18 protein-coding genes, 2 pseudogenes and 1 other annotated feature are annotated in these 20782 nt (G+C 59.2%); of the genes and pseudogenes, 17 read left to right on the top strand and 3 right to left on the bottom strand.

Annotation, left to right across the window (positions count from 1 at the left end; all coding sequences use genetic code 11):
- The first annotated feature begins 73 nt into the window (after nt 1–73).
- Nucleotides 74–1248 (top strand): IS3 family transposase gene (locus EGT36_RS28870; RefSeq protein WP_125271677.1). Its coding sequence is split into 2 segments (ribosomal slippage): nt 74–311 and nt 311–1248, totalling 1176 coding nucleotides; the frame shifts between segments, so codons are not numbered across the junction.
- Nucleotides 301–417, top strand: a sequence feature (AL1L pseudoknot). Its footprint overlaps the gene before it by 117 nt.
- A 117-nt stretch (nt 1249–1365) precedes the next feature.
- The gene (locus tag EGT36_RS28865; protein WP_125271676.1) at nt 1366–2619 is read left to right on the top strand and encodes an ATP-binding protein; all 1254 of its coding nucleotides are present in this window, start codon (nt 1366–1368) and stop codon (nt 2617–2619) included.
- A 373-nt stretch (nt 2620–2992) separates the two neighbouring features.
- Here the strand turns inward: EGT36_RS28865 and EGT36_RS28860 are convergent.
- Nucleotides 2993–3877: pseudogene (locus tag EGT36_RS28860) on the bottom strand (phosphoketolase family protein); the annotation flags it as partial.
- Nucleotides 3878–3903: 26 nt separating this feature from the next.
- On the opposite strand from EGT36_RS28860, the gene EGT36_RS28855 reads away from it, so the two are divergent.
- From EGT36_RS28855 to EGT36_RS31590, 5 genes and pseudogenes are all read left to right on the top strand, one after another.
- Nucleotides 3904–4296 (top strand): TIGR00366 family protein, encoded by a 393-nt coding sequence (locus EGT36_RS28855; RefSeq protein WP_286084378.1) that lies wholly within the window; start codon nt 3904–3906, stop codon nt 4294–4296.
- 12 nt (nt 4297–4308) lie between these two features.
- Entirely contained in the window at nt 4309–5535 is a 1227-nt protein-coding gene (gene arcA / locus EGT36_RS28850) for an arginine deiminase (RefSeq protein ID WP_125271675.1), read from the top strand.
- 16 nt (nt 5536–5551) lie between these two features.
- Nucleotides 5552–6553 (top strand): ornithine carbamoyltransferase, encoded by a 1002-nt coding sequence (gene argF, locus EGT36_RS28845; RefSeq protein WP_125271674.1) that lies wholly within the window; start codon nt 5552–5554, stop codon nt 6551–6553.
- A 2-nt stretch (nt 6554–6555) separates the two neighbouring features.
- Nucleotides 6556–7521 carry a carbamate kinase gene (arcC, locus tag EGT36_RS28840; RefSeq protein WP_125271673.1) on the top strand — a complete coding sequence of 322 codons (966 nt, stop codon included), beginning with the start codon at nt 6556–6558 and terminating at the stop codon, nt 7519–7521.
- Between the two features lie 194 nt (nt 7522–7715).
- Nucleotides 7716–7802: pseudogene (locus tag EGT36_RS31590) on the top strand (host cell attachment protein); the annotation flags it as partial.
- Between the two features lie 887 nt (nt 7803–8689).
- On the opposite strand, the gene EGT36_RS28830 reads toward EGT36_RS31590, so the two are convergent.
- Nucleotides 8690–9712 carry a LacI family DNA-binding transcriptional regulator gene (locus EGT36_RS28830; protein WP_082342813.1) on the bottom strand — a complete coding sequence of 341 codons (1023 nt, stop codon included), beginning with the start codon at nt 9710–9712 and terminating at the stop codon, nt 8690–8692.
- Between the two features lie 119 nt (nt 9713–9831).
- Here EGT36_RS28830 and EGT36_RS28825 point away from each other — a divergent pair, with 119 nt between their 5' ends.
- From EGT36_RS28825 to EGT36_RS28780, 10 genes are all read left to right on the top strand, one after another.
- Nucleotides 9832–10884, top strand: coding sequence for a Gfo/Idh/MocA family protein (locus tag EGT36_RS28825; protein ID WP_172965750.1), 1053 nt, complete (start codon nt 9832–9834; stop codon nt 10882–10884).
- Nucleotides 10884–11225, top strand: a complete 342-nt coding sequence (locus EGT36_RS28820; protein WP_082342817.1) for an L-rhamnose mutarotase — start codon at nt 10884–10886, stop codon at nt 11223–11225. Before EGT36_RS28825 ends, EGT36_RS28820 begins: the two co-directional genes overlap by 1 nt.
- Before the next feature lie 156 nt (nt 11226–11381).
- Complete coding sequence (locus EGT36_RS28815; RefSeq protein ID WP_172965749.1) at nt 11382–13148, top strand: ABC transporter substrate-binding protein; 1767 nt, start codon at nt 11382–11384, stop codon at nt 13146–13148.
- A gap of 55 nt (nt 13149–13203) precedes the next feature.
- Nucleotides 13204–14397 carry an enolase C-terminal domain-like protein gene (locus EGT36_RS28810; protein ID WP_077548952.1) on the top strand — a complete coding sequence of 398 codons (1194 nt, stop codon included), beginning with the start codon at nt 13204–13206 and terminating at the stop codon, nt 14395–14397.
- Nucleotides 14398–14406: 9 nt separating this feature from the next.
- Nucleotides 14407–15408: an ABC transporter permease gene (locus EGT36_RS28805; RefSeq protein ID WP_050746592.1), complete on the top strand. Its 1002-nt coding sequence runs from the start codon at nt 14407–14409 to the stop codon at nt 15406–15408.
- A 2-nt stretch (nt 15409–15410) separates the two neighbouring features.
- Nucleotides 15411–16265 carry an ABC transporter permease gene (locus EGT36_RS28800; RefSeq protein ID WP_050746593.1) on the top strand — a complete coding sequence of 285 codons (855 nt, stop codon included), beginning with the start codon at nt 15411–15413 and terminating at the stop codon, nt 16263–16265.
- Nucleotides 16262–17086 (top strand): ABC transporter ATP-binding protein, encoded by an 825-nt coding sequence (locus EGT36_RS28795; protein ID WP_050746594.1) that lies wholly within the window; start codon nt 16262–16264, stop codon nt 17084–17086. The genes EGT36_RS28800 and EGT36_RS28795 overlap by 4 nt, the downstream gene beginning before the upstream one ends.
- Complete coding sequence (locus EGT36_RS28790; protein ID WP_082342823.1) at nt 17086–18054, top strand: ABC transporter ATP-binding protein; 969 nt, start codon at nt 17086–17088, stop codon at nt 18052–18054. The genes EGT36_RS28795 and EGT36_RS28790 overlap by 1 nt, the downstream gene beginning before the upstream one ends.
- The gene (locus EGT36_RS28785) at nt 18051–18917 is read left to right on the top strand and encodes an amidohydrolase family protein (protein ID WP_050746595.1); all 867 of its coding nucleotides are present in this window, start codon (nt 18051–18053) and stop codon (nt 18915–18917) included. The genes EGT36_RS28790 and EGT36_RS28785 overlap by 4 nt, the downstream gene beginning before the upstream one ends.
- Nucleotides 18904–19650, top strand: a complete 747-nt coding sequence (locus EGT36_RS28780) for an SDR family NAD(P)-dependent oxidoreductase (protein WP_050746596.1) — start codon at nt 18904–18906, stop codon at nt 19648–19650. The genes EGT36_RS28785 and EGT36_RS28780 overlap by 14 nt, the downstream gene beginning before the upstream one ends.
- Before the next feature lie 195 nt (nt 19651–19845).
- Here the strand turns inward: EGT36_RS28780 and EGT36_RS28775 are convergent, their stop codons facing one another.
- Nucleotides 19846–20688: a phosphogluconate dehydrogenase C-terminal domain-containing protein gene (locus EGT36_RS28775; RefSeq protein WP_050746597.1), complete on the bottom strand. Its 843-nt coding sequence runs from the start codon at nt 20686–20688 to the stop codon at nt 19846–19848.
- Nucleotides 20689–20782 lie beyond the last annotated feature (94 nt).

The following is a 20782-nucleotide window of genomic DNA, read 5'->3' as shown; positions in this document are numbered from 1 at the left end:
GTGAGAAGTAGGGTCTATTACAAGCAAGACGACAAACAAGTTTTCTCCTGAAGTCCGCGGCCGCGCCGTTCGCATGGTGTCGGAACATGAAGCCGAATATCCGTCCCGCTGGGCGACGGTCTGCTCGATAGCGGCCAAGATCGGCTGCTCGGCACATACGCTCAATGAGTGGGTGAAGAAGGCCGAGATCGACAGTGGCAAACGGGCAGGCCTGCCCAGTGATGCCGTCGCCAGGATGAAAGAGTTGGAGCGGGAGAATCGCGAACTCCGGCAAGCCAACGAGATTTTGCGAAAGGCGTCAGCTTATTTTGCGATGGCGGAGCTCGACCGCCCACTGAAGCGATGATTTCCTTCATTGACGAACACCGCTCGGCGCTCGGGGTCGAGCCGATCTGCAGACTGCTGCCGATTGCCCCGTCCACCTATTACGAGGTCATCGCCAAGCGCAACGATGTGGACCGACTGTCGGCCCGCGCTCGGAGCGACATTGCCATGAAGATCGAGATACAGCGTGTGTTCAACGAGAACTTCCAGGTCTATGGGGTTCGGAAGGTCTGGCGGCAATTGCGGCGGGAAGGTTACGGCATCGCCCGCTGTACAGTCGCTCGGCTTATGAGGGGCATGGGGCTGCAAGGCGTTATTCGAGGCAAGCCTGTCAAAACCACGGTGGCCTACAAGACCGCGCCATGTCCGCTCGACCGGGTGAACCGGCAGTTCTTCGCGCCAGCGCCGAACATGCTCTGGCTTTCTGATTTCACCTATGTGGCCACTTGGCAGGGCTTCGTCTACGTGGCTTTTGTGATCGACGCCTTCGCTCGCCGCATCGTCGGTTGGCGGGCAAGCCGGACTGCCCATGCGGGCTTTGTGCTCGATGCCCTCGACCAGGCACTTCATGATCGGCGGCCCGGCCACCGTGGCGGACTGGTCCATCATTCCGACCGCGTCTGGCAATATGTGTCCATTCGCTATTCCGAGCGGCTGGCGGAGGCAGGCATCGAGCCTTCCGTCGGAAGTGTCGGCGACAGTTACGACAATGCTCTCGCCGAAACGATCAACGGCCTTTACAAGGCCGAGGTCATCCATCGGCGAGGACCGTGGCGAAACTTCGAAGCCGTGGAGTTCGCCACGCTGGAATGGGTAGATTGGTTCAACAACCGCCGCCTCATGGAGCCCATCGGCAACATACCGCCAGCCGAGGCCGAAGAACGATACTATGACATGCTGGACGCGCCAGCCATGGCCGCATAACTTAAACCAAACGGTCTCCGGTAAATTCGGCGCGGTTCACATCGCCAATGCAGCGATGATTTGAAATCGTCGACTTACGACTTTGAATTGGCCGTAATTTGGTTTAAAAACAGTCGAATGAAGACTGAAGATTCGTCGCTACATTACTACGATCGGAAAGTCGCCCCGAAAATCCGGGACTCGCTGGAAGATACCCGTGTTGTTCTCATTTCCGGCCCACGACAGGCAGGCAAGACAACCCTTGCGCGGCAGTTCGTCGCAAACGGTCGGCCATATTTCACCCTCGACGACATAGGTACCTTGGCGGCAGCCCGCAGCGATCCCGTCGGATTTATCCGAGGGCTGGATGGGGCAGTTATAGACGAGATCCAAAGAGCCCCGGAGCTTATGCTCGCGCTCAAAGAAAGCGTCGACGTCGACACCAGACCGGGTCGGTTCTTGATTACTGGCTCTGCCAATCTTGCGACGGTTCCCGCCATAGCAGATTCCCTGGCAGGTCGTATGGCCGTAATCTCGCTATTTCCATTGGCTCAAGCCGAAATCGTCCGCGCGCCGGGCGAGTTCCTGCACCGGCTGTTTTCAAACGAACCGTTTACATCAGCAGGGTCGCCCGTCAATGCGGGAGACCTTATCGAGATTGTCCTCAAAGGGGGATATCCCGAAGTCTTGCGAAGAAAGAGTGCCAGTCGAAGACAAGCGTGGCTAGACGACTATATCTCCTTGATTCTGGATCGTGACGTTCGTGATATCGCAAATATCGACCAACTCGATCGGCTTCCGAGGTTGCTGAGCGTATTGGCCGAACACGCGGGTCAACTTACGAACAATTCCAGTTTCGGATCGGCGCTGGCGATCTCCAGCGTCACAGCTCAGAAATACGTCGGCATCCTTGAGCGCCTCTATCTTCTGAAATTGGTCTCGCCTTGGTCGACCAATAGCCTCAGCCGTCTGATTAAAACCCCGAAGATGCACTTCGTCGACAGTGGCCTGCTTGCTGCCGTGCGCGGCGATGATGAGGAGAGGCTACGGCGAGACCGGGGGCGCTTCGGACCCTTGCTCGAAAGCTTCGTCGTATCCGAAATCCTAAAGATCGCAGCCTGGACCGATCTCCGGCTATCGTTCTCTCACTATCGCACCAAGGACCAGGATGAAGTGGATCTCGTGATCGAGGACCGTCGCGGTCGGATTGTTGGGATCGAGGTGAAGGCGTCGGCAACAGTCCGTCCGTCGGACATCAAGGGTTTGCGCCAGCTCAAAGCTGCGACAGGAGATCGTTTCCTGCGTGGGCTCGTTCTCCATGATCACGATCGGGTCACGCCGTTTGATGAGAATATTTCGGCAGCTCCACTGTCAACACTATGGACGTTATAACATCACATAATGCGATTTATGGAACAACACTTTAAAAGTGCGTGCCACCAGTCTTTAACCAATTCGATTCTAAGTATCCGGAAAATGCCTATGCCGATACCTTCTACGGCATGATGGCCAATCAAACCGCGTCAAATATGAAGGCAGCCAACACTCTCCGCTACACCAACTCGTGACGATCGATCAAGTTGGGGAGGCGGCCTTCCTGTTGGCCGAAAGGCCCGCTGCATTAGCGGCCAGACCATTATGTGGATGCCGGATACAGCGTGTGGGTCAATCTCGTGGCCGCCCTCCCCGGCGAAAAATTGGCCTCTCGCTACAGACTGCTGAATGGGCAAACCGCTCCGCCGAGGACCAGTGGCGGCATTTCAACCTACGGCCGAGGATGAGGCCATTTCCAGTCGCGGATTTCCGGCATGTCCTCGCCGAATTCGCGCACATAGGCGTGATGCTCGGCAAGCTTGCCCTTCAGCGCGTCTACCATAGACACCGACCTTTCGCCCGGAACCGGCAAGCGCTCGATGGCCTCGATGGCGAGGTGATATCGATCGAGCTCGTTCATTACCGCCATGTCGAAGGGCGTCGTCGTCGTGCCCTTCTCGATGAAACCACGCACGTGGAAGTTCGGATGGTTGGTGCGTTTGTAGACCAGGCGGTGGATGAGATAGGGATAGCCGTGATAGGCGAAGACCACCGGCCGGTCGCGCGTGAAGATCCGGTCGAAATCCGCATCGGGAAGCCCATGCGGATGGTGATGCGGCGATTGCAGCGCCATCAAGTCCACCACATTGACGACGCGGACGCGCAAATGCGGCAGCGCCGCGCGCAGGAGAGCGACGGCAGCAAGCGTCTCCATTGTCGGCACGTCGCCTGCGCAGGCCATCACGATATCGGGGCTCAGCCCCTCTTCCGTGCCCGCCCAGTCCCATATGCCAATCCCGGCCTCACAGTGGTGTACCGCCTCGGCCATCGTCAGCCATTGGGGCGCCGGCTGCTTTCCGGCGACGATGACGTTGATGCGGTTCCATGTCTTCAGGCAATGATCGCCGACCCATAGCAGCGTGTTGGCATCCGGCGGCAGATAAACGCGCACAATATCGGCGCCCTTGTTGGCGACGAGATCGATGAAGCCCGGATCCTGGTGTGAGAAGCCGTTATGGTCCTGGCGCCAGACATGGGAGGTGAGCAGGTAGTTGAGCGAGGAGACCGGCTTTCGCCAGGGCAGTTCGCGCGCCACCTTCAGCCACTTTGCATGCTGGACTGGCGCGAGGTATCGTCGTCGTCATGGACGCGGGCAAGATCACCGACACCATCCTGCATTGGACCGAGCTGTCGGTTGCCGGACTGGGCAAAGTCGCCTTTATCAACGTCATGTACTGGCTTCAGGTGCTGCTGTCGTTCTTCGTGCCTTCGTCATCGGGCCTCGCGGTTCTGTCCATGCCGATCATGGCGCCGGTTGCGGATTTCGCCGGCGTCAGCCGAAGTCTGGTTGTCACCGCCTATCAGTCCGCCAATGGCCTCGTAAATCTCATCAACCCGACCTTCGCGGTTGTCATGGGCGCGCTTGCCATCGGCCGCGTGCCCTATGAGCGCTGGCTGCGCTTCATGTGGCCGCTGCTCGTGATCCTCACCGTTATCATCATGGCGAGCCTCAGCATCGCCACCATCATTGCCTGAAGGAGATTTTCAATGGCTATCACCTATGGTGTCCACTCGGAGGTCGGCAAACTGCGCCGCGTTCTCGTCCACCGTCCCGGCGCGGCGCTTGCCCGTCTTACTCCGTCGAACTGCCACGAACTGCTGTTCGACGATGTCATCTGGGTGAAACAGGCACGTATCGAGCACCTGACCTTCGTGGACGTCATGCGCCATCGTGGCGTCGAGGTCGTGTTCCTGCGCGAAATGCTGGCGGAGACTCTGCAAATTCCTGAAGCCCGACGCTGGCTTCTTGAACGTCGCGTCAACGACGACACCGTGGGTACCGGTTTTGCGGACGATCTGCGGGCTTATCTCATGGAAATCGATGCCGACGCCCTTTCGCTAATTCTGATGGGCGGCATGAGCAAGGCGGAGCTCCCAATTAAGGGCGGGGGTCTTCTGGTGGAGACGCTGCGCCCGGAAGATTTCGTTCTGCCGCCGCTGCCCAATCATCTGTTCACGCGGGATACGACCTGCTGGATTTATGGCGGCGTCACGCTCAATCCCATGCGCTGGAATGCACGCAAGCTCGAAACCGTCAACATCGCCGCCATCTATCGTTTCCATCCGGATTTCCGCGATGCCGGCTTCCCGGTCTGGTGGGGTGATCCCGACAAGGACCACGGCCTCGCCACACTGGAGGGTGGTGACGTCATGCCGATCGGCAACGAAACCGTTCTCCTCGGCATGGGCGAGCGGACGACACCGCAGGCCATCGGCCAACTCGCGCGCTCCCTCTTTGCGCAAGGCGGCGCAGAAAGAGTCATTGCGTGTAAACTGCCGATTGAGCGTGCTTCCATGCATCTCGATACGGTCTTCACCTTCTGCGACCGCCATCTCGTCACCCTCTTTGCGGAGGTGGCAGATAAGATCGAACCATATTCGATCCGCCCAGGCGAACAAGAAGGAACGATCGATGTGCGGAAGGAAGAGCGTCCGCTCATCGAGGTCGCGGCTGAGGCTCTGGGTCTGAAGCAGTTACGTGTAGTCGAGACGGGCGGCGACGCTTATGTCGCCGAACGCGAGCAGTGGGACGACGGCAACAACGTCGTGGCGCTGGAACCGGGCGTTGTCGTCGCCTATGACCGCAATACCTACACCAACACCCAGCTTCGCAAGGCGGGCGTGGAAGTTATCACCGTGCCGGGCGCGGAACTCGGTCGGGGTCGCGGAGGCGGCCATTGCATGACATGCCCGCTGATCCGAGACCCCGTGTAACAGAAGGAAGCCATCCATGCCCATCAACATGCACGGCCGCAGCGTCCTGACGCTTCTCGAATTCTCACCTGACGAAATTCGCTTCCTGCTCAAACTGGCCGCCTCGCTGAAGCAGGCAAAATATGGCGGCTACGAGCAGCCACGTCTGACGGGCAAGAATATCGCGCTGATCTTTGAGAAGGATTCCACCCGCACGCGAACCGGCTTCGAGGTTGCGGCCTATGATCAGGGTGCCCATGTCACCTATCTCGGGCCGTCCGGAACCCAGATCGGCAAGAAGGAATCGATGAAGGACACCGCGCGCGTGCTTGGTCGGCTCTACGATGCGATCGAGTACCGCGGCTTCGGTCACGCCGTGGCCGAGGATCTCGCTCGCCATGCCGGAGTGCCGGTTTATAACGGCCTGACCGACGAATTCCATCCCACGCAGATTCTCGCCGATTTCCTGACGATGCGCGAATATACGCGCAAGCATCTGTCGGCGGTCAGTTTCGCCTTCCTCGGCGATGCTGGAAACAATATGGGAAATTCGCTGCTGGCGGGGGCGGCCCTCATCGGAATGGATATCCGTCTTGCGGCGCCAAGGCAATACTGGCCGGATGCAGAACTGGTCGAGCGGTGCCGGGCCATTGCGGCGAACACCGGTGCCAGGATCACCTTGACCGAAGACGCAAAGGAGGCGGTCGCGGGCTGCGACTATCTCTATACCGACGTCTGGGTGTCGATGGGCGAGCCGGATTCCGTCTGGGCCGATCGCATCGAAAAGCTCACGCCTTACAGGGTCACTGCCGAACTGATGGCGGCAACCGGCAATCCGCACGCAAAGTTTATGCACTGCCTGCCCGCGTTCCACAACCGCGAGACCGAAATCGGCGAGAAGATGTTCCAGCAATTCGGCATCGACTGCATGGAGGTAACGGAAGAGGTATTCGAATCGCCGGCGTCCATCGTCTTCGACCAGGCCGAGAACCGGATGCACACAATCAAGGCGATCCTCATCGCGACAATCGGAGGCTAGCAATGCTCATCGTCATCGCATTGGGCGGGAATGCGCTGCTGCGACGCGGAGAGCCTCTCACGGCCGAGAGCCAGCGCGCCAACGTCAAGCGCGCCGCGGCCGCCATGGCCGAAGTGATCGGCGCCGGCCACCGCGTCGTCGTCTGCCACGGCAACGGGCCGCAGGTGGGCCTGCTGGCGCTTCAGTCGGAGGCTTACAAGCCGGAGGAAGCCTATCCGCTCGACGTGCTCGGCGCCCAAACCGAAGGCATGATCGGGTATATCATCGAGCAGGAGCTCGAGAACGCACTGGCCGGCCGGAAACGCGTCGCGACGTTGCTGACTCAGGTAGAAGTCGATGCGGACGACCCCGCGTTCCGCAAGCCGACAAAGCCGATCGGCCCGGTCTATTCCGGTACGAAAGCCGAGAAACTGGCGCGGCAACGGGGTTGGAACATTGCGGCGGATGGCACGGGCCACCGGCGCGTCGTTGCGTCTCCCCTGCCAAAGCATATTCCGGATGTGTCGGTCATCCGGATTCTCGTCGAGCAGGACGTGATCGTCATCTGCGGAGGCGGGGGCGGCATTCCTGTCATCCGCCGGAGCGACGGCAGCCTCATCGGGATCGAGGCCGTCATCGACAAGGATCGGGTGGCGGCACTGCTCGCGGAAGAGTTGGGCGCAGACATGCTGCTGATGCTGACCGACGTCGATGCCGTCTATCGAAACTGGGGCAGTTCCTCCAAGGAACCCATCCGAACGATGTCAATCGATCAGATCCGGTCGGAGGAATTCCCGGCCGGCTCAATGGGGCCAAAGATCGAGGCCGCGCGCGACTTCGTGGCGGCGACAGGAGGTACCGCCGGCATCGGCGCGCTCGGGGATGCAATCGGGATCATCGAAGGCCGTTATGGCACCCTGATCTTTTCCGGCGACCCGACCGACATTCCCCCGGTTCCCAAGTTTAAAACAACTGGAGATAAGAGATGATACTTCCCAACGATGCGACTATTGCCGTGGCGGACGGCAGACGGATATCCCTGTTCCGCAAATAAGGGAGCCGAGCCGCATATCCGGCTTGTCGAACTGCCGGAACCGCAGATCGACGCCTTAAACCACGGCTCAGGCGCACGACACCGCAGCGCAGCGGCCAACCCGGATGCCGCCAGACGCTCAAAGGCGAAATCGGCGCCCTCGTCATCGCCGATCCCAGGACGCTCGGTGAAATGCGCCGCCATTTCCACGACGCCGTGAAGGCAAACCTGATCGGCGAACTGGCCAGGGTTTTAGAGAGCGGCACGAAGCCAGCTCACCCCGCGGAGGCCACGTCTTGTCAGCCTGCGAAGGAATTCCGTCCAGATCGGCTCAGCTTCTGACGTGCCGACCGCATGATCACAAACATTGATCGATGACGAATTCATCCTGCTCTGCCGACCTTTGGCCACTGATGACAGCGTCTGCCGATGGTAGTCTGTACAGTGCCCACAGCACCCAATGTCGAGGGGACGGCGTCTAAGAGATGCCTTCCCCTCGTTTCGTGTAGATCTGAGACGACCCTTTGCCTCAGATCTCATCTCAAACTATTGCAGCAGCGGGTGTCGTTTGGCAGTTAACCGCAAGAATCTGCCTCAACATTTTCAATAAGATAGCGCGGCACCTAATTTGATACTCGGCAGTTAATCTGAGAATGTCGCATGGAATATGGCATCTAACTTGAGAAACAGCGGGCCACGACGTCGAGATGAACTTTGATGATTTCGCAATCGCTGCGGCGGAAATAGAGGTTTGGAATACCTCGTTTCTTCAACAACTTGGCAGCTCGTCCAGGCCAACTCGGGATAGCCCATACCTGCAACTGATTTGCAACGGCACTTGACGAAGTTCTCAGATTAAATGCCAAACGAGATCCAAACATCCGCATTCTTACGATTAAGTGCCACGCGACAATCTCCTCTTGGACCGTTCGCGGATACGAACATTGCCGAGTTAATTCGGTATCGGCCCGTTCTGGAAGCCAAGACCTTCGCGAACTTCTGTCAAAATGCCCAATTGTGCCCTTCTGCAAGCGACGCCGGATAGGGAACTGCACGACAAGTTGAGGGCATTGGAAATGCCGGTGAACCCTTCGTTATCGCCGCGCCAGCGGTACCGGAAGTTGCTACGCACTCTCACGCGAGATGATCTCAAATCCGAGCCGCGTCGCCCGCCCGGACGGGGTTTTGCCTGCCAGGCGCGCCAGGAGCATTCGGCCCGCCTCCATACCGGTTTCCCGCACCGGAAACCTGATCGTGGTCAATCCCGGCCTGATCCAGCCGGACACGATGCTATCTCCAAAGCCCGCAATCGCGACGCGACCGGGGACATTCAGGTGCAGGTCAAAGGCGTGGCGGATGGCTCCAACCGCGACATAATGACCGGCAAACACGACTGCATCCGTCTGCGGATGTTCGCGAATGATCGTGCCGATGATCTCTCCACCCTGCCCTGTTCCCGGCGTGGCCGTGATGTCGTAGACGACCGGCGCATCAAGACCGGCTTCTTCAGTCGCCAGGTGCAGACCTGCGAGACGATCGGCCATGCGACTGTCGTCAAGTCCGACATGGCCGACGAATGCCAGGTGCCGACGCCCCCTGCCTATCAGGTAGCGCCCGAGTGCTGCACCGGCATCCACATTCGACGAGCCAACGCTCATGTCGAGCGGCTCAGGATTATAGTCAAACATCTCCACCACGGGCGTGCCGGAACGGCGCAGGAGATCGACGCAGTCTGGACTATGATCCTTGCCGGTCAGCAGTATGCCATCCACCCTATGCCCCAGAAATGTCCGCACGAGCTCGCACTCAGCCTCAACGGAAAAATGCGAGTGGCCAAGCAGGATCTGGTAGCCCGCCGGTTCAAGCACGTCAGCGGCCCCTTGCATCACCATGGAATGGATCGGGTTGGCGCTCGTCGGAACCACAACCCCGATCACCCGGGTGCGTGCGGAGGCCAGGCTCGAGGCTTGACGATTGGGGATATAACCAAGCTCGGCCGCGATCGTCAGCACGTGCTCACGCGTCTTGCGCGAGACGCGGTCCGGATTGCTGATGCAGCGAGACACGGTGACGGCAGACACGCCCGCAGCTTGTGCGACCTCCTGTAAACGGACGGGGGTATTTAAGGGTGAAACTGGTTGCGACATATCCGTCCAGGGTTGTGAGGCCGACTTGAAGGAGCCGGCTGCGAATGAACAAGCTTGCTTGACTTCTCCATGCCATAGATCCTATCAGAATGGAAAGCGTTTTCCAAATGAGTTTCTCCATGGCGAAGATCCGAGCCTCAGTTATCGGTGCTGGCTGGTACGCAGCGCAAAACCACATCCCTGCTTTGGCGCGGCGCAGTGACGTCATCCTGGATGGGGTATCGCGCCTGGGCCAGGAAGAACTTTCAAAGGTGAAGGAGCATTTCGGCTTTGCCTTTTCGTCTGAAGATTTCCAGGAGGTTCTTTCGCGATGCCCCGATGTGGTCATCGTCGCCTCGCCCCATCACCTGCACTACCAGCATGCCCGCGCAGCGCTCATATCGGGAGCGCATGTGCTTTGCGAAAAGCCGATGACGCTGGATGTGGGCGAAGCCTGGGATCTGGTGGCCCTGGCGAAGGAGCATGGGCGCCATCTTCTCATCGCCCACGGCTACAATTATCTGCCGCACGTCGATCAGTTGACCCTCAAGATCGCCGAGGGCGCGATCGGAACAATCGAGCATGCAGCGGTCAGCTTCATCTCCGCCACGCGCGATGTCTTTCAAGGCCAGGCGGGTCTGCGGCAGTGGGAAAGCGCGCTCTTCAGGCCGGATCGCAGCACCTGGCAGGATCCTGGGAAAGGTGGTGGGTTTGCCTATGGGCAGCTCAGCCACGCCCTGTCGCTCTTGTTTCTTCTCACTGGCCTTGCGCCGACGAAAATAAGCGGATCGACCTTCGACCGCGACGGCATTGACCTTGCCAATGCCGCCAGTCTTTGCCTATCCAATTCAGCCGTGGCAGCAATCTCGGGGGCTGCAGCCATGCCGCAGGGAAACCGGGCATTGATGCGCATCTATCTCGCCGGCAGCTGCGGTGTCGTCGCTGCAGAATTTGATCGCGACTTTTGCGAAATTCGCCAGGCAAGCGGCAGGGTTGAGCGCCTGGGCCTTTCCGATGGAGACTGGGCCTATCGCTGCGATGGCCCGGTGGATGCGCTCGTCGATCTTGCGCAAAATGCCGGTACGAACCGGTCCACCAGCATCAACGGCGCCCAGACCGTCGCAACCATTGCGGCACTGCTGCAATCGTCGCGGCAGGACGGCCAGGTTCAAACCATCCGGGCTCATCTGTGATGGCAGAAGCGATGGGCTCCACCAAGGCATTCCTGCTTCGCATCCGGCAAGGCAAGATTGCAGAATACAAGCGGCGCCACGCGCAGATCTGGCCGGAGATGGTCGAGGCGCTCGAACAGCTCGGCTATCGGCACTACGACATCTTTGTCCATGAGGGCAGTGGCTGCGTCTTTGGCCATGTCCTGATCGATTCCACGGTCACTGGCCAGGCTGATCATCCGACCATCTTGCGATGGCGAGCCTATATGGCCGACGTGCTTGAGATGGATGGCGAGCTCCCAGTTCAGGAAGTCCTGGAGAAGGTGTTCACGCTTTCAAACCACGTGAAAGCGGCGCCGTAGCATCGATCAGACCCGCTGCCCTATTGACGCGTGCAGTCGGTTGGCGTAAATGGACAGCGCTTTCCATTTTATGGAAATGGAGATCGCGGAGAAGCGGCGCGAGGCCGCGCAGGGGGCATGGGGAGGCCTCTTGTCACTTTCGATTGGGAGGAGTGCATGCCAAAATTTCGTTCAACTGGGGCAAAGAGTGCCGGTGCAGCCGTCTTGGCCGCCGTCTTGCTCTCCACGACAATGGCCTATGGCCAGACCGTGCCGGATGTGCCGCGCAATCGCACCTTAATCAGCCAGGGTTGGGATTACTATAATGCGGTCCCGTCGACAGAGAATTTCAATCCCTATGCAGGGGTTTTGCTCCACCAGCGCAACAGCCTGCATTACACCGTCAATGAAGCGCTGTTTTACACCAATCACTTCACTAATGAGCTGATCCCCTGGATCGGTGAAAGCTACAGCTACAACGACGACTATACACAAGTGACCATCAAGCTGCGCGAAGGCGTACGCTGGAGTGACGGTGAGGCCCTGGATGCCGAGGATGTCGCCTTCACCTTCTCCATGCTGAAGGCCGCAGCACCGGATCTGCTGTTTTCGAGCGCGATCGACGAATGGGTCGCCTCGGTCGACGTCATCGATCCCTTGACCGTCAAAGTGTCCTTGACGAAACCAGGTCCCAGATGGGCTGCCGATTTTCTGGCAACGGGCCAGTCAACACGCTTCGTGGTCGTCCCCCAGCACATCTGGGAGGGGAAAGATCCCAAGACCTTCAATAATTTCGATCTCGCCAAGGGCTGGCCGGTCGGCACTGGACCGTTCAAGCTTGTCAAATCGGATGCCAGCTCACTGTTTCTCGATCGGCGTGATGAATGGTGGGCACAAGATGCTGGGCTTGTTGAGGCAATGCCGAAGGTGGAGCGGGTCATCTATGTCCCCGCGACCGCCGAAGCCATGCCCCAGCTTTACGCCACCAACCAGATAGATATCGGTCGCAACATTCAATCAGGTGTGTTCGAAGCGATCCGCTTCCAGAACCCAAACCTGACAGCCTGGAACAATGAGGGACCTGTCTGGGGCGCCCCGAATGGCTGCGTCGTCGGCATCCGTTTTAATACGCAGCGCCAGCCTTTCGATAATGTCGCCCTGCGTCAGGCGATCAATGCCGCAATTGACCGCGACCAGATCGTCAACCTCGCTTATGAGGGCTCCGTCAAAAAGGCAATCTTGCCGTTTTCGTCCTATCGTGGAATGCTCGACTATGTCGATCAGCTTGAAAAGAGCCTCGATGTCAGCACCCTGGATCAACACGATCTTTCCAAGGTCGAACAACTGCTTCAGGGCGCCGGCTTCACGAAGAGCGCCGGCACATGGGTGCAGCCGGATGGAAGCCCGCTGCAGATCGCTGTTCAAGTCGGACAGGGCGACCCCGTCGGCCCGGTTCTCGTCCAGCAACTGAAATCGGCAGGCTTCGACGCCATCGTCAATGTCCAGCAGGTGACCGCCCAGACGGAAGCGCTGTCGACCGGCAATTTCGGATTAAGCGTCTATCCCCATTGCGGCAGCCTCTATGATCCCTGGCAAACCCTGGAGCACTTCCATTCCAAATACGCAGCGCCAGAAGGGCAGGCGGCGAACAATCTGCGCGCCGTCACGCGCTACGGCAATCCCGACCTCGACGCTTTGCTCGACAAGATGGAAGCGTCCCAACCCTCGCCGGATAATCCCGAATACACAGAGCTCGTTGAGCAGGCGACCGCTATCTTTGTCCGCGACTTGCCGGAAATCCCGCTGTTTGAGGAAATTCAGACGCAACCGTTCAATACGACCTACTGGACGGGCTATCCCTCCTTTGACAATCCCTATGTCGCCCAACCCCTGCCGTGGGAAGGTTTTGCATTGGTGATCCACCGTCTTCAGCCCACCCAGTAACCCCTGGCGAGCGGGTCTTGCCAAAGGCCCGCTTTCCACGAGCTTTATGACTAGAGTGAACGCGGTGAAAATCAAGCAGATCAGAGCCTTTGCCATCCGCAGCGAGATGGTCGGTGCGCTTTACAGGGAAAAGACGCCTTCGGGCGCACAGCCGCGGCGAGATCCATGGACCCGCCAGGCGCGGGTGGCGGGCCCGATGTCCGGCTACTCACAGTTTAAGGCCAGCAGGTCGAGCTGGCGGCTCGATGGCGCAGTCGGATGCCTGGTCACGGCCGAAGACGGTACGACCGGCTTTGGCGTCAGCCGCCATGGGCGCGCCGTCATCAGTCTGATCAATGATCATTTTTCCCCCTTGCTGGAAGGTCAGGAGGCACTTGCCACCGATCGGGCCTGGGACATGATGATGCGGGCCTCCTCCCCCTATGGATCCTCAGGGATCGCCGCCTATGCCATCAGCGCGGTCGACCTTGCGCTGTGGGACCTGAAGGGCAAGGTTCTCGACAGACCCGTTTATGAGCTGATCGGCGGGCCCGTCCATGACAGCATCTTCTGCTATGCCACAGGAAACGACACCGACTGGCACATGGAGCTCGGGTTTCAGGCAACGAAGCTTGCATGCCCCTATGGCAGCTTTGACGGGCTGGCAGGACTGACGGCCAATGAGGAGCTCGTTCATCGAACACGCGAGATGATCGGCCCGACGGTGGAGCTGATGCTTGACTGCTGGCTCGCCTTCGACCTGGAATATGCCGTTCGCCTTGCAGAGCGTCTTCGCCCCTATGGATTGCGCTGGATCGAAGACTGTCTGCTGCCCGATCAGTTGGAAGCCCATGCCGGACTTCGCAACCGACTGCCGTGGATGAGCCTTGCAACTGGTGAACACTGGTACACGCCCTCAAGCTTTCTGACTGCCGCCAGCCGTCAGTTGGCCGATATTTTCCAACCCGACATCTGCTGGGCTGGCGGGTTGACCGGGTCAATGCGCATCAATCACATTGCCGAAGCGGCCGGGATCGAGGTGATCCTGCATGCCGGGATGAACACACCCTATGGGCAGCATCTCACCTATGCGAGCGCCAACATGCGCTGGGGGGAATTCTTCCTCGGCTCGGCTCCGGGCGTGCCGCTGAAGGACGCCTTGATATTTCCTGGCATGGCCGTGCCCGACCAAGGCCTACTCATACCCAATGCCGAACCCGGCTTTGGACTGGGTCTGACCGAGGCGGTTTTGCAAGACATGCTGATCTGAGGGCTCGCCATGTATTTCCGCTACGTCACTCGCCGCTTCGGCCTCATGCTTCTGGTCATCATCCTAGCTGTCTCGATTAACTTCCTGCTGCCCCGCCTGATGCCCGGAGATCCCGTCGAGGCCCAGCTCAACCAATTGCTGGCGACCGGTAGCGGGGGTGGCGACATCTCGGCAATGGTGGAGTCCTACAGAAGCCGTTTTGGTCTGGATCGGCCATTGTGGGAACAATACCTGTCCTATTGGGGTGCCACGCTTCGCCTTGATCTGGGTGTATCCCTTGCGGCCTATCCCGAGCGTGTCGTTGATGCCATCCTGGCCGGCCTGCCTTGGACGCTTGGCCTTTTGGGCTTTGCGACACTCGTCAGTTTTACGCTTGGCACGCTGCTTGGTGGTCTGATGGGCTGGCCGCGCGTGCCGCGTTGGCTGCAGCCCTTCGGGTCGTCGGTGGTTCTATTGTCCTCTGTTCCCTATTTCCTCATCGGGATGGTGCTGCTTTACGTCTTCGCCATCGTCTGGCGCATCTTCCCCGCGGGCGGAGGATTGCCCTTCGGCATCCAGACCGGCTTCAACTGGGAGACCATATCGGCCATTGCCATGCATGCGGCGCTGCCCGCCGCCTCCATCATCCTGGCCGAGATCGGCGCCTGGGCGCTTGGCATGCGCGGCATGATGGTGAGTGTTTTAGGCGAGGACTACATCTCGCTGGCTGACGCCAAAGGGCTGAAGCCACGCCGCATCTTTTTTTGGTACGCAATGCGCAACGCGTTATTGCCACAGCTGACAAAGCTTGCCCTGGCAATGGGCCACATCGTATCGGGCGCCATCCTAGTTGAGGTAATCTTCTCCTATCCGGGGATTGGCTTTCGCCTCTATCAGGCCATCCAGTCGAATGACTACTTCGTCATCCAGGGCATCGTCCTGGTTCTTTCGATCTCGATCGCCGTGGCGATGTTCATCCTTGACCTCATCTATCCTTTGATCGACCCGCGTATTGCTGCGGAGGAGGCGTGACCATGGCCGCCATTTTCGTCCAGCCGCGACAGCTTTTGCGAAACCGACCGCTCGCCTTCGGTCTTGGAATTTTGGCCCTCATCTGTCTCATCGCAATCATCGGTCCTTTGCTCGTCGATCCTACAGCCGCGCGCGTCGGCGCCACGATTGCCCGCCAACCCCCCTCTCCCGATCATTGGCTTGGTACAGACGGACAAGGTCGCGACATGGTGACCGTGCTGATCCATGCCATGCCCAACACGCTGACGATCGGGGTAGTCGCCGGCTTGATCAGCCTGACCCTGGGAGTGGCCCTCGGACTGATCTCAGGCTTTGTCGGGGGGGTGGTCGACACCATCATCCGCGTGCTGACCGACGTCATGATGACGATTCCAGGGATTGCCATCCTCGTCCTGGTTGCCGCCAATGTGCGCGAAATGACGGTGGGATTGATGGCGGTCATCGTCGCCTCCCTGTCCTGGATGGTGGCAACGCGCACCATCCGTGCGCAAACCCTGTCCTTGCGCGAGAGGGGCTATGTCCAAGTGGCGCGGCTCAATGGCAGCAGTGGCCTGAAACTCGTGTTCGTCGAGGTCCTTCCCAATCTCCTGCCCTTTATCGCGGCAAGCTTCGTTGTCACCGTATCGGGAGCCATGCTGGCCACGATCGGACTGGAGGCACTTGGTCTTGGTCCGCAAAACCAGCTCACCCTTGGAACGACCATCTATTGGGCCCAGTTCTACGGCGCCATCCTGCGCGGCATGTGGTGGTGGTGGGGTCCGCCAATCGTCGTGATCTCCATCATCTTCGTCGGCCTCATGCTGACCGCAATGGGACTGGACTCCTTCGTCAACAAGCGTCTGGGAGGCCACGCATGAGCGATCCTCTCCTCGATATCCGCAATCTCACCATAGAATACCCGACCCCTGCCGGTCGCTTTGTTGCCGTCGACGACGTCAGCTTTGACATCGGCGCAGGAGAGCGGTTCGGGCTGGTGGGCGAGTCAGGCTCGGGCAAATCGACCACCATTCTTGCACTCATGCGCATGCTGCGCGGCGGCGTCGTGTCGAAGGGGCAGATGCTGTTGAACGGACGTGACCTGGCGCAGGTGCCGGACGCAAGCTATCGCCGTTTGCGGTTTGCCGAGATGTCACTGGTGCCGCAGGGCGCCATGAGTTCGCTGAACCCGGTGCTGCGGATCGGCCGCCAGATCAACGATATCTTTGAGGACCACGGCGTCATCCATCCGCCCAAGGACAGGGTTTCCATCATCGAGGACCTCCTGCAGCGCGTCGGCCTGCCTGCTGCCGTGCGCCATCGCTTCCCCCACGAACTGTCCGGTGGGATGAAACAACGCGTCTGCATCGCCATGTCGATCGCGCTAAAGCCAAGCGTCATCCTCGCCGACGAACCGACCAGCGCCCTTGACGTGATGGTGCAAAAGCAGGTCCTGGCGACGCTCGGGCGGGTGCAGAAGGAGCTCGGAGCCGCCGTCATCCTGATCGGCCATGACATGGCGCTGATGGCCCATTTCGTCTCGAAGCTGGGGGTCATGTATCGCGGAAAGCTCGTCGAGATGGGACCGGTCAAGGAGGTCTTCGCCAATCCGCAACACGACTATACCAAGATGCTGATCAACTCCCTTCCCACCTTTGAACGGCGAACTCGTGCCGCTGCGGCCGATAGGAGGTCAAGTTAATGGGACTTCTGGAAGTTAGGGCGGCAAGCGTCGTCTTTCATGCGGGGCGAGCAAGCGCCAAGACGGCCTTGCACGACATTTCCTTGTCGATTGGAGGCAAGACACCCTCAATCACGGCGGTGGTGGGCGAAAGCGGCAGCGGCAAGAGCACGCTGATCCGCCTCTTGCTTGGCTTCCGGAACCCGACGCTCGGCGAAGTCCTGTACGACGGAGACAACATAGCCGGCTTGACGCGTGATGGCGCGCGCAAGTTCCGGCGCCAAGTTCAGGCCATCTTTCAGGATCCTTTTGACGCCTTCAATCCCTTCTACAAGATCGACCATCCGCTGGTGACACCCCTGCGCAGCTTCGGCCTCGCAGCATCGAGGGATGAGGCCTATGCGCGTATCGAGACAACGCTGAGAAGCGTCGGCCTCGTTCCCGAAAACACGCTTGGGAAATACCCTCACCAGCTTTCGGGAGGTCAGCGGCAGCGCATCATGATTGCCCGGGCCTTGCTGCTCGATCCAACCGTCATCTTGGCTGATGAACCGGTCTCCATGGTCGACGCCTCCTTGCGCGCAACCATTCTCGACATCCTCTATGAGCTCCGGCGGGATCTTGGAATATCGCTCATCTACGTGACGCATGATCTGACGACAGCATATCAGGTCGCAGACACGATTGTCGTCCTGCATGGCGGTCAGATCATGGAGGTCGGCGCGGCCGAAAAGGTCGTGCATGACCCGCGCCATGCCTATACGAGGGCGCTGATCGATGCCGTCCCGTCTCCAGATCCGGATGTCGCTTGGAACCTTGATGACGACATTGCGCCGCCCGAGGCCTTCCTGGCGGGTAAAACCAAACTCGCCCTTTATGCGACCGAGCCGGATCGCGCCATTGCGTCGGTGGCAAGACCCGGGCAAGCACCCGTGACGGCCGCCGAGATCCAAAGAGTTGTCTCTTTGCAAAAAGCGCTGGCCGCATGAGGATCGACGCCCATTGCCATGCCTGGCGCCGCTGGCCCTATCAGCCTGCGGTTCCAGATGCGACAAGCCGTGCCAGTGCTGCCAACCTGATCCATGAATTGGACCGGTTAGGCGTAAAACAGGCCGTGCTGATCGCTGCGGCAATCGGAGACAATAGCGATAATACCGACTATGCCTTCAAGGCAGCTGCGGACTACCCTGGCCGGTTCGTCGTCTTTCCCGACCTGGAGTGCTGGTGGTCTTCAGCTGTCGGGCAACCGGGGGCGGCCGCGCGCCTGGAGGCGGCACTGTCGCGCTTTCTGTTTCGCGGCTTCAGCCTCTATCTCGCCGAAGACGAAGATGGCAGCCGTCTGGTGGGTCCGGACATGATGGACTTTTTCAGGCTGACCCGTGATCAAGGCCTGATTGCCAGCCTGTCTGTAATGCCGCATCAGATCGAAGCAGTCATCCAGCTGGCCAACAGGATGCCGGAGATCCCGATCCTGCTGCACCATTTCGCCTTTATGGGGCCCCGAAGCCGCACGGGCCCTGGCGACAGTGAAGCCGTGATTGCAGCCGCCGCCTGCTCCAACATCTACGTTAAATATTCCGGTATGGGGAATATCGCTGCGAGCGACCATGAATACCCCTATTCCCCCTTGCGCTGGATCCCAGATTGTTTTGCGCAAGCCTTCGGCCCCCACCGGATGCTCTGGGGGTCCGACTGGCCGGTCTCAACCAAACACATGACCTATCCCCAGACCCTGTCGCTCCTGACGCGTCACGGTCCGTTTCGGGGCGAGGATCTATCGGCGGTGCTCGGCCGCAACATGCATGACCTTCTCAACCGCCAACCCAATGGAGCCCCAAATGAACCAGATTGATCTGATCGGCAAAATAGCTGTCGTGACAGGCGGCGCTCAAGGAATCGGCTTCGCAGTCGCGCGGCGTCTTATCGCCTCTGGCGCCTCAGTCAGTCTCTGGGACATGAACGAAGACCTGCTGAAGGCGGCGGTCCGCGAACTCGGTGAGAAAGCTTCGTCCGTCGTGGTGGACATCAGCGATCATGCTGCCGTCGCTGCCGCGGCAGAACATGTGGAGGCCGGTCTCGGCAGTCTCGATATCCTCGTGCACTCCGCCGGTATCGCCGGCAAGAATGCTCCCCTCGATGTCTATGAGATCGATGAATGGAAACGAGTAATCGACATTGACCTTAACGGGACGTTCTACGTCAATCGGGCCGTGATACCGGGCATGAAGAAGCGCAATTACGGCCGTATCGTCAACATCGCGTCGATTGCCGGAAAGGAAGGTAATCCCAATGCGGCGGCCTATGCCGCGGCCAAGGGTGGCGTGATCGCGATGACCAAAGCCGTCGGCAAGGAATGTGCCGGATTTGATATCGCCATTAACGCGATCACACCGGCAACGGCAAAGACAAGAATTCTCAATGAACTGAAGCCGGAATTTATTGACTATATGTTAAGCCGGATCCCGAGAGGCCGTTTCCTGGAGGTCGACGAGGCCGCCAACATGGTGGCTTGGCTTGTCTCAGCCGAAAACAGTTTCACGACAGCCTCTGTCTTCGATCTTTCAGGAGGCCGCGCCACCTATTAGACAGGTGTTGGCGCCATAGTCACTCCATTGGAGAGATAAGGTTGCGTCCCAGCATCGGGTGCACCGGGAAGGGTTGTCAGGGACAGACGTCCCAGCCGCCGACTTTTCATCCTCGGCGGCTGACCGTTTCTGGCTGACCCGTGATATCCAGGATCGACGGTCTGCAGTGGGCGAACGTCAATCCTTGGAGCGCTTTCACTGCGGATTGCAGATATCCCTCACCGACTGCTTGACCGCCGCTAATGAAAAGATACGATCAAGCCAGTCATCCCTGAAAATCAGCGGGCGAGCCTGGCGGATGGCGTGAAGAGCCCCGTCTGAGAATTTTCCCTCCGGAAAGGCTTCGAAGGCTATCCCGAGTTCGATCTTCAGGTGGCCCAGCATGAAGTCACGTGCCGCATCAGCAGGAACACCCATTGAAACGGCCCGATCAGTCGCATCGCGAAGGGCAAGCGCCAACGTTGCGCCCACTGTCTCTGATAGGGCCGGTTCGAGGATGGCAATGCTCTCCAGCGAGCAGCGATACGCCCGAGTAACAGGCGCATATATCGTGCGGGCGATCTCCTCACACAACTGATAGTGCTCCTCGGGTCCTTGAATCAAAGCGCATACGATTCCTTGGGGGCCGCTGATGCCACCAAAGAAGTCCTTCTGGGCATCTACGTCAGGTGTGAAATCGAATAATGCCGGATGGCATGGATGGGTGCAGAAGTATGTCACATCTGCGCGTTCCGGCATCTCACCAGCATAAGGGGCAGCCGCATCGAGCACAATAATCGCAGCACCGGGCTTGAGATGATCGATGATCGCATGGGAGATTTTCCCGATGAGTCGATCCGGCACGGCGAGAATGACGACATTGGCATTCGCCAAGGCGGCGACTTGATCCACAGTTTCAACACCGACTTCTTCGCGCAGCCTTTGACGTCCCTCGTCGGAAATTTCGACGTGCGAAACTGTAAAGCGGGACGGCTTCAGGTTCTTTGACAGGCGCACGCCCATCTTCCCGCCAGCTCCAAGCAGGGCGATATTGGTCATTGGTTTTCCTTTCCCGTTGCGATCTTTTCGGTAACGCTTGATGCTCATGCAGACGCAGGGCCTTGACTGCCAAAGCGCTGTTGCGCTGGCAGGA

The sequence above is a fragment of the Agrobacterium sp. FDAARGOS_525 genome (assembly GCF_003938925.1).
GTDB lineage: Bacteria > Pseudomonadota > Alphaproteobacteria > Rhizobiales > Rhizobiaceae > Agrobacterium > Agrobacterium pusense.
The sequence above is the reverse complement of the archived record's forward strand: the minus strand, read 5'-3'. Positions and strand labels throughout refer to the sequence as shown.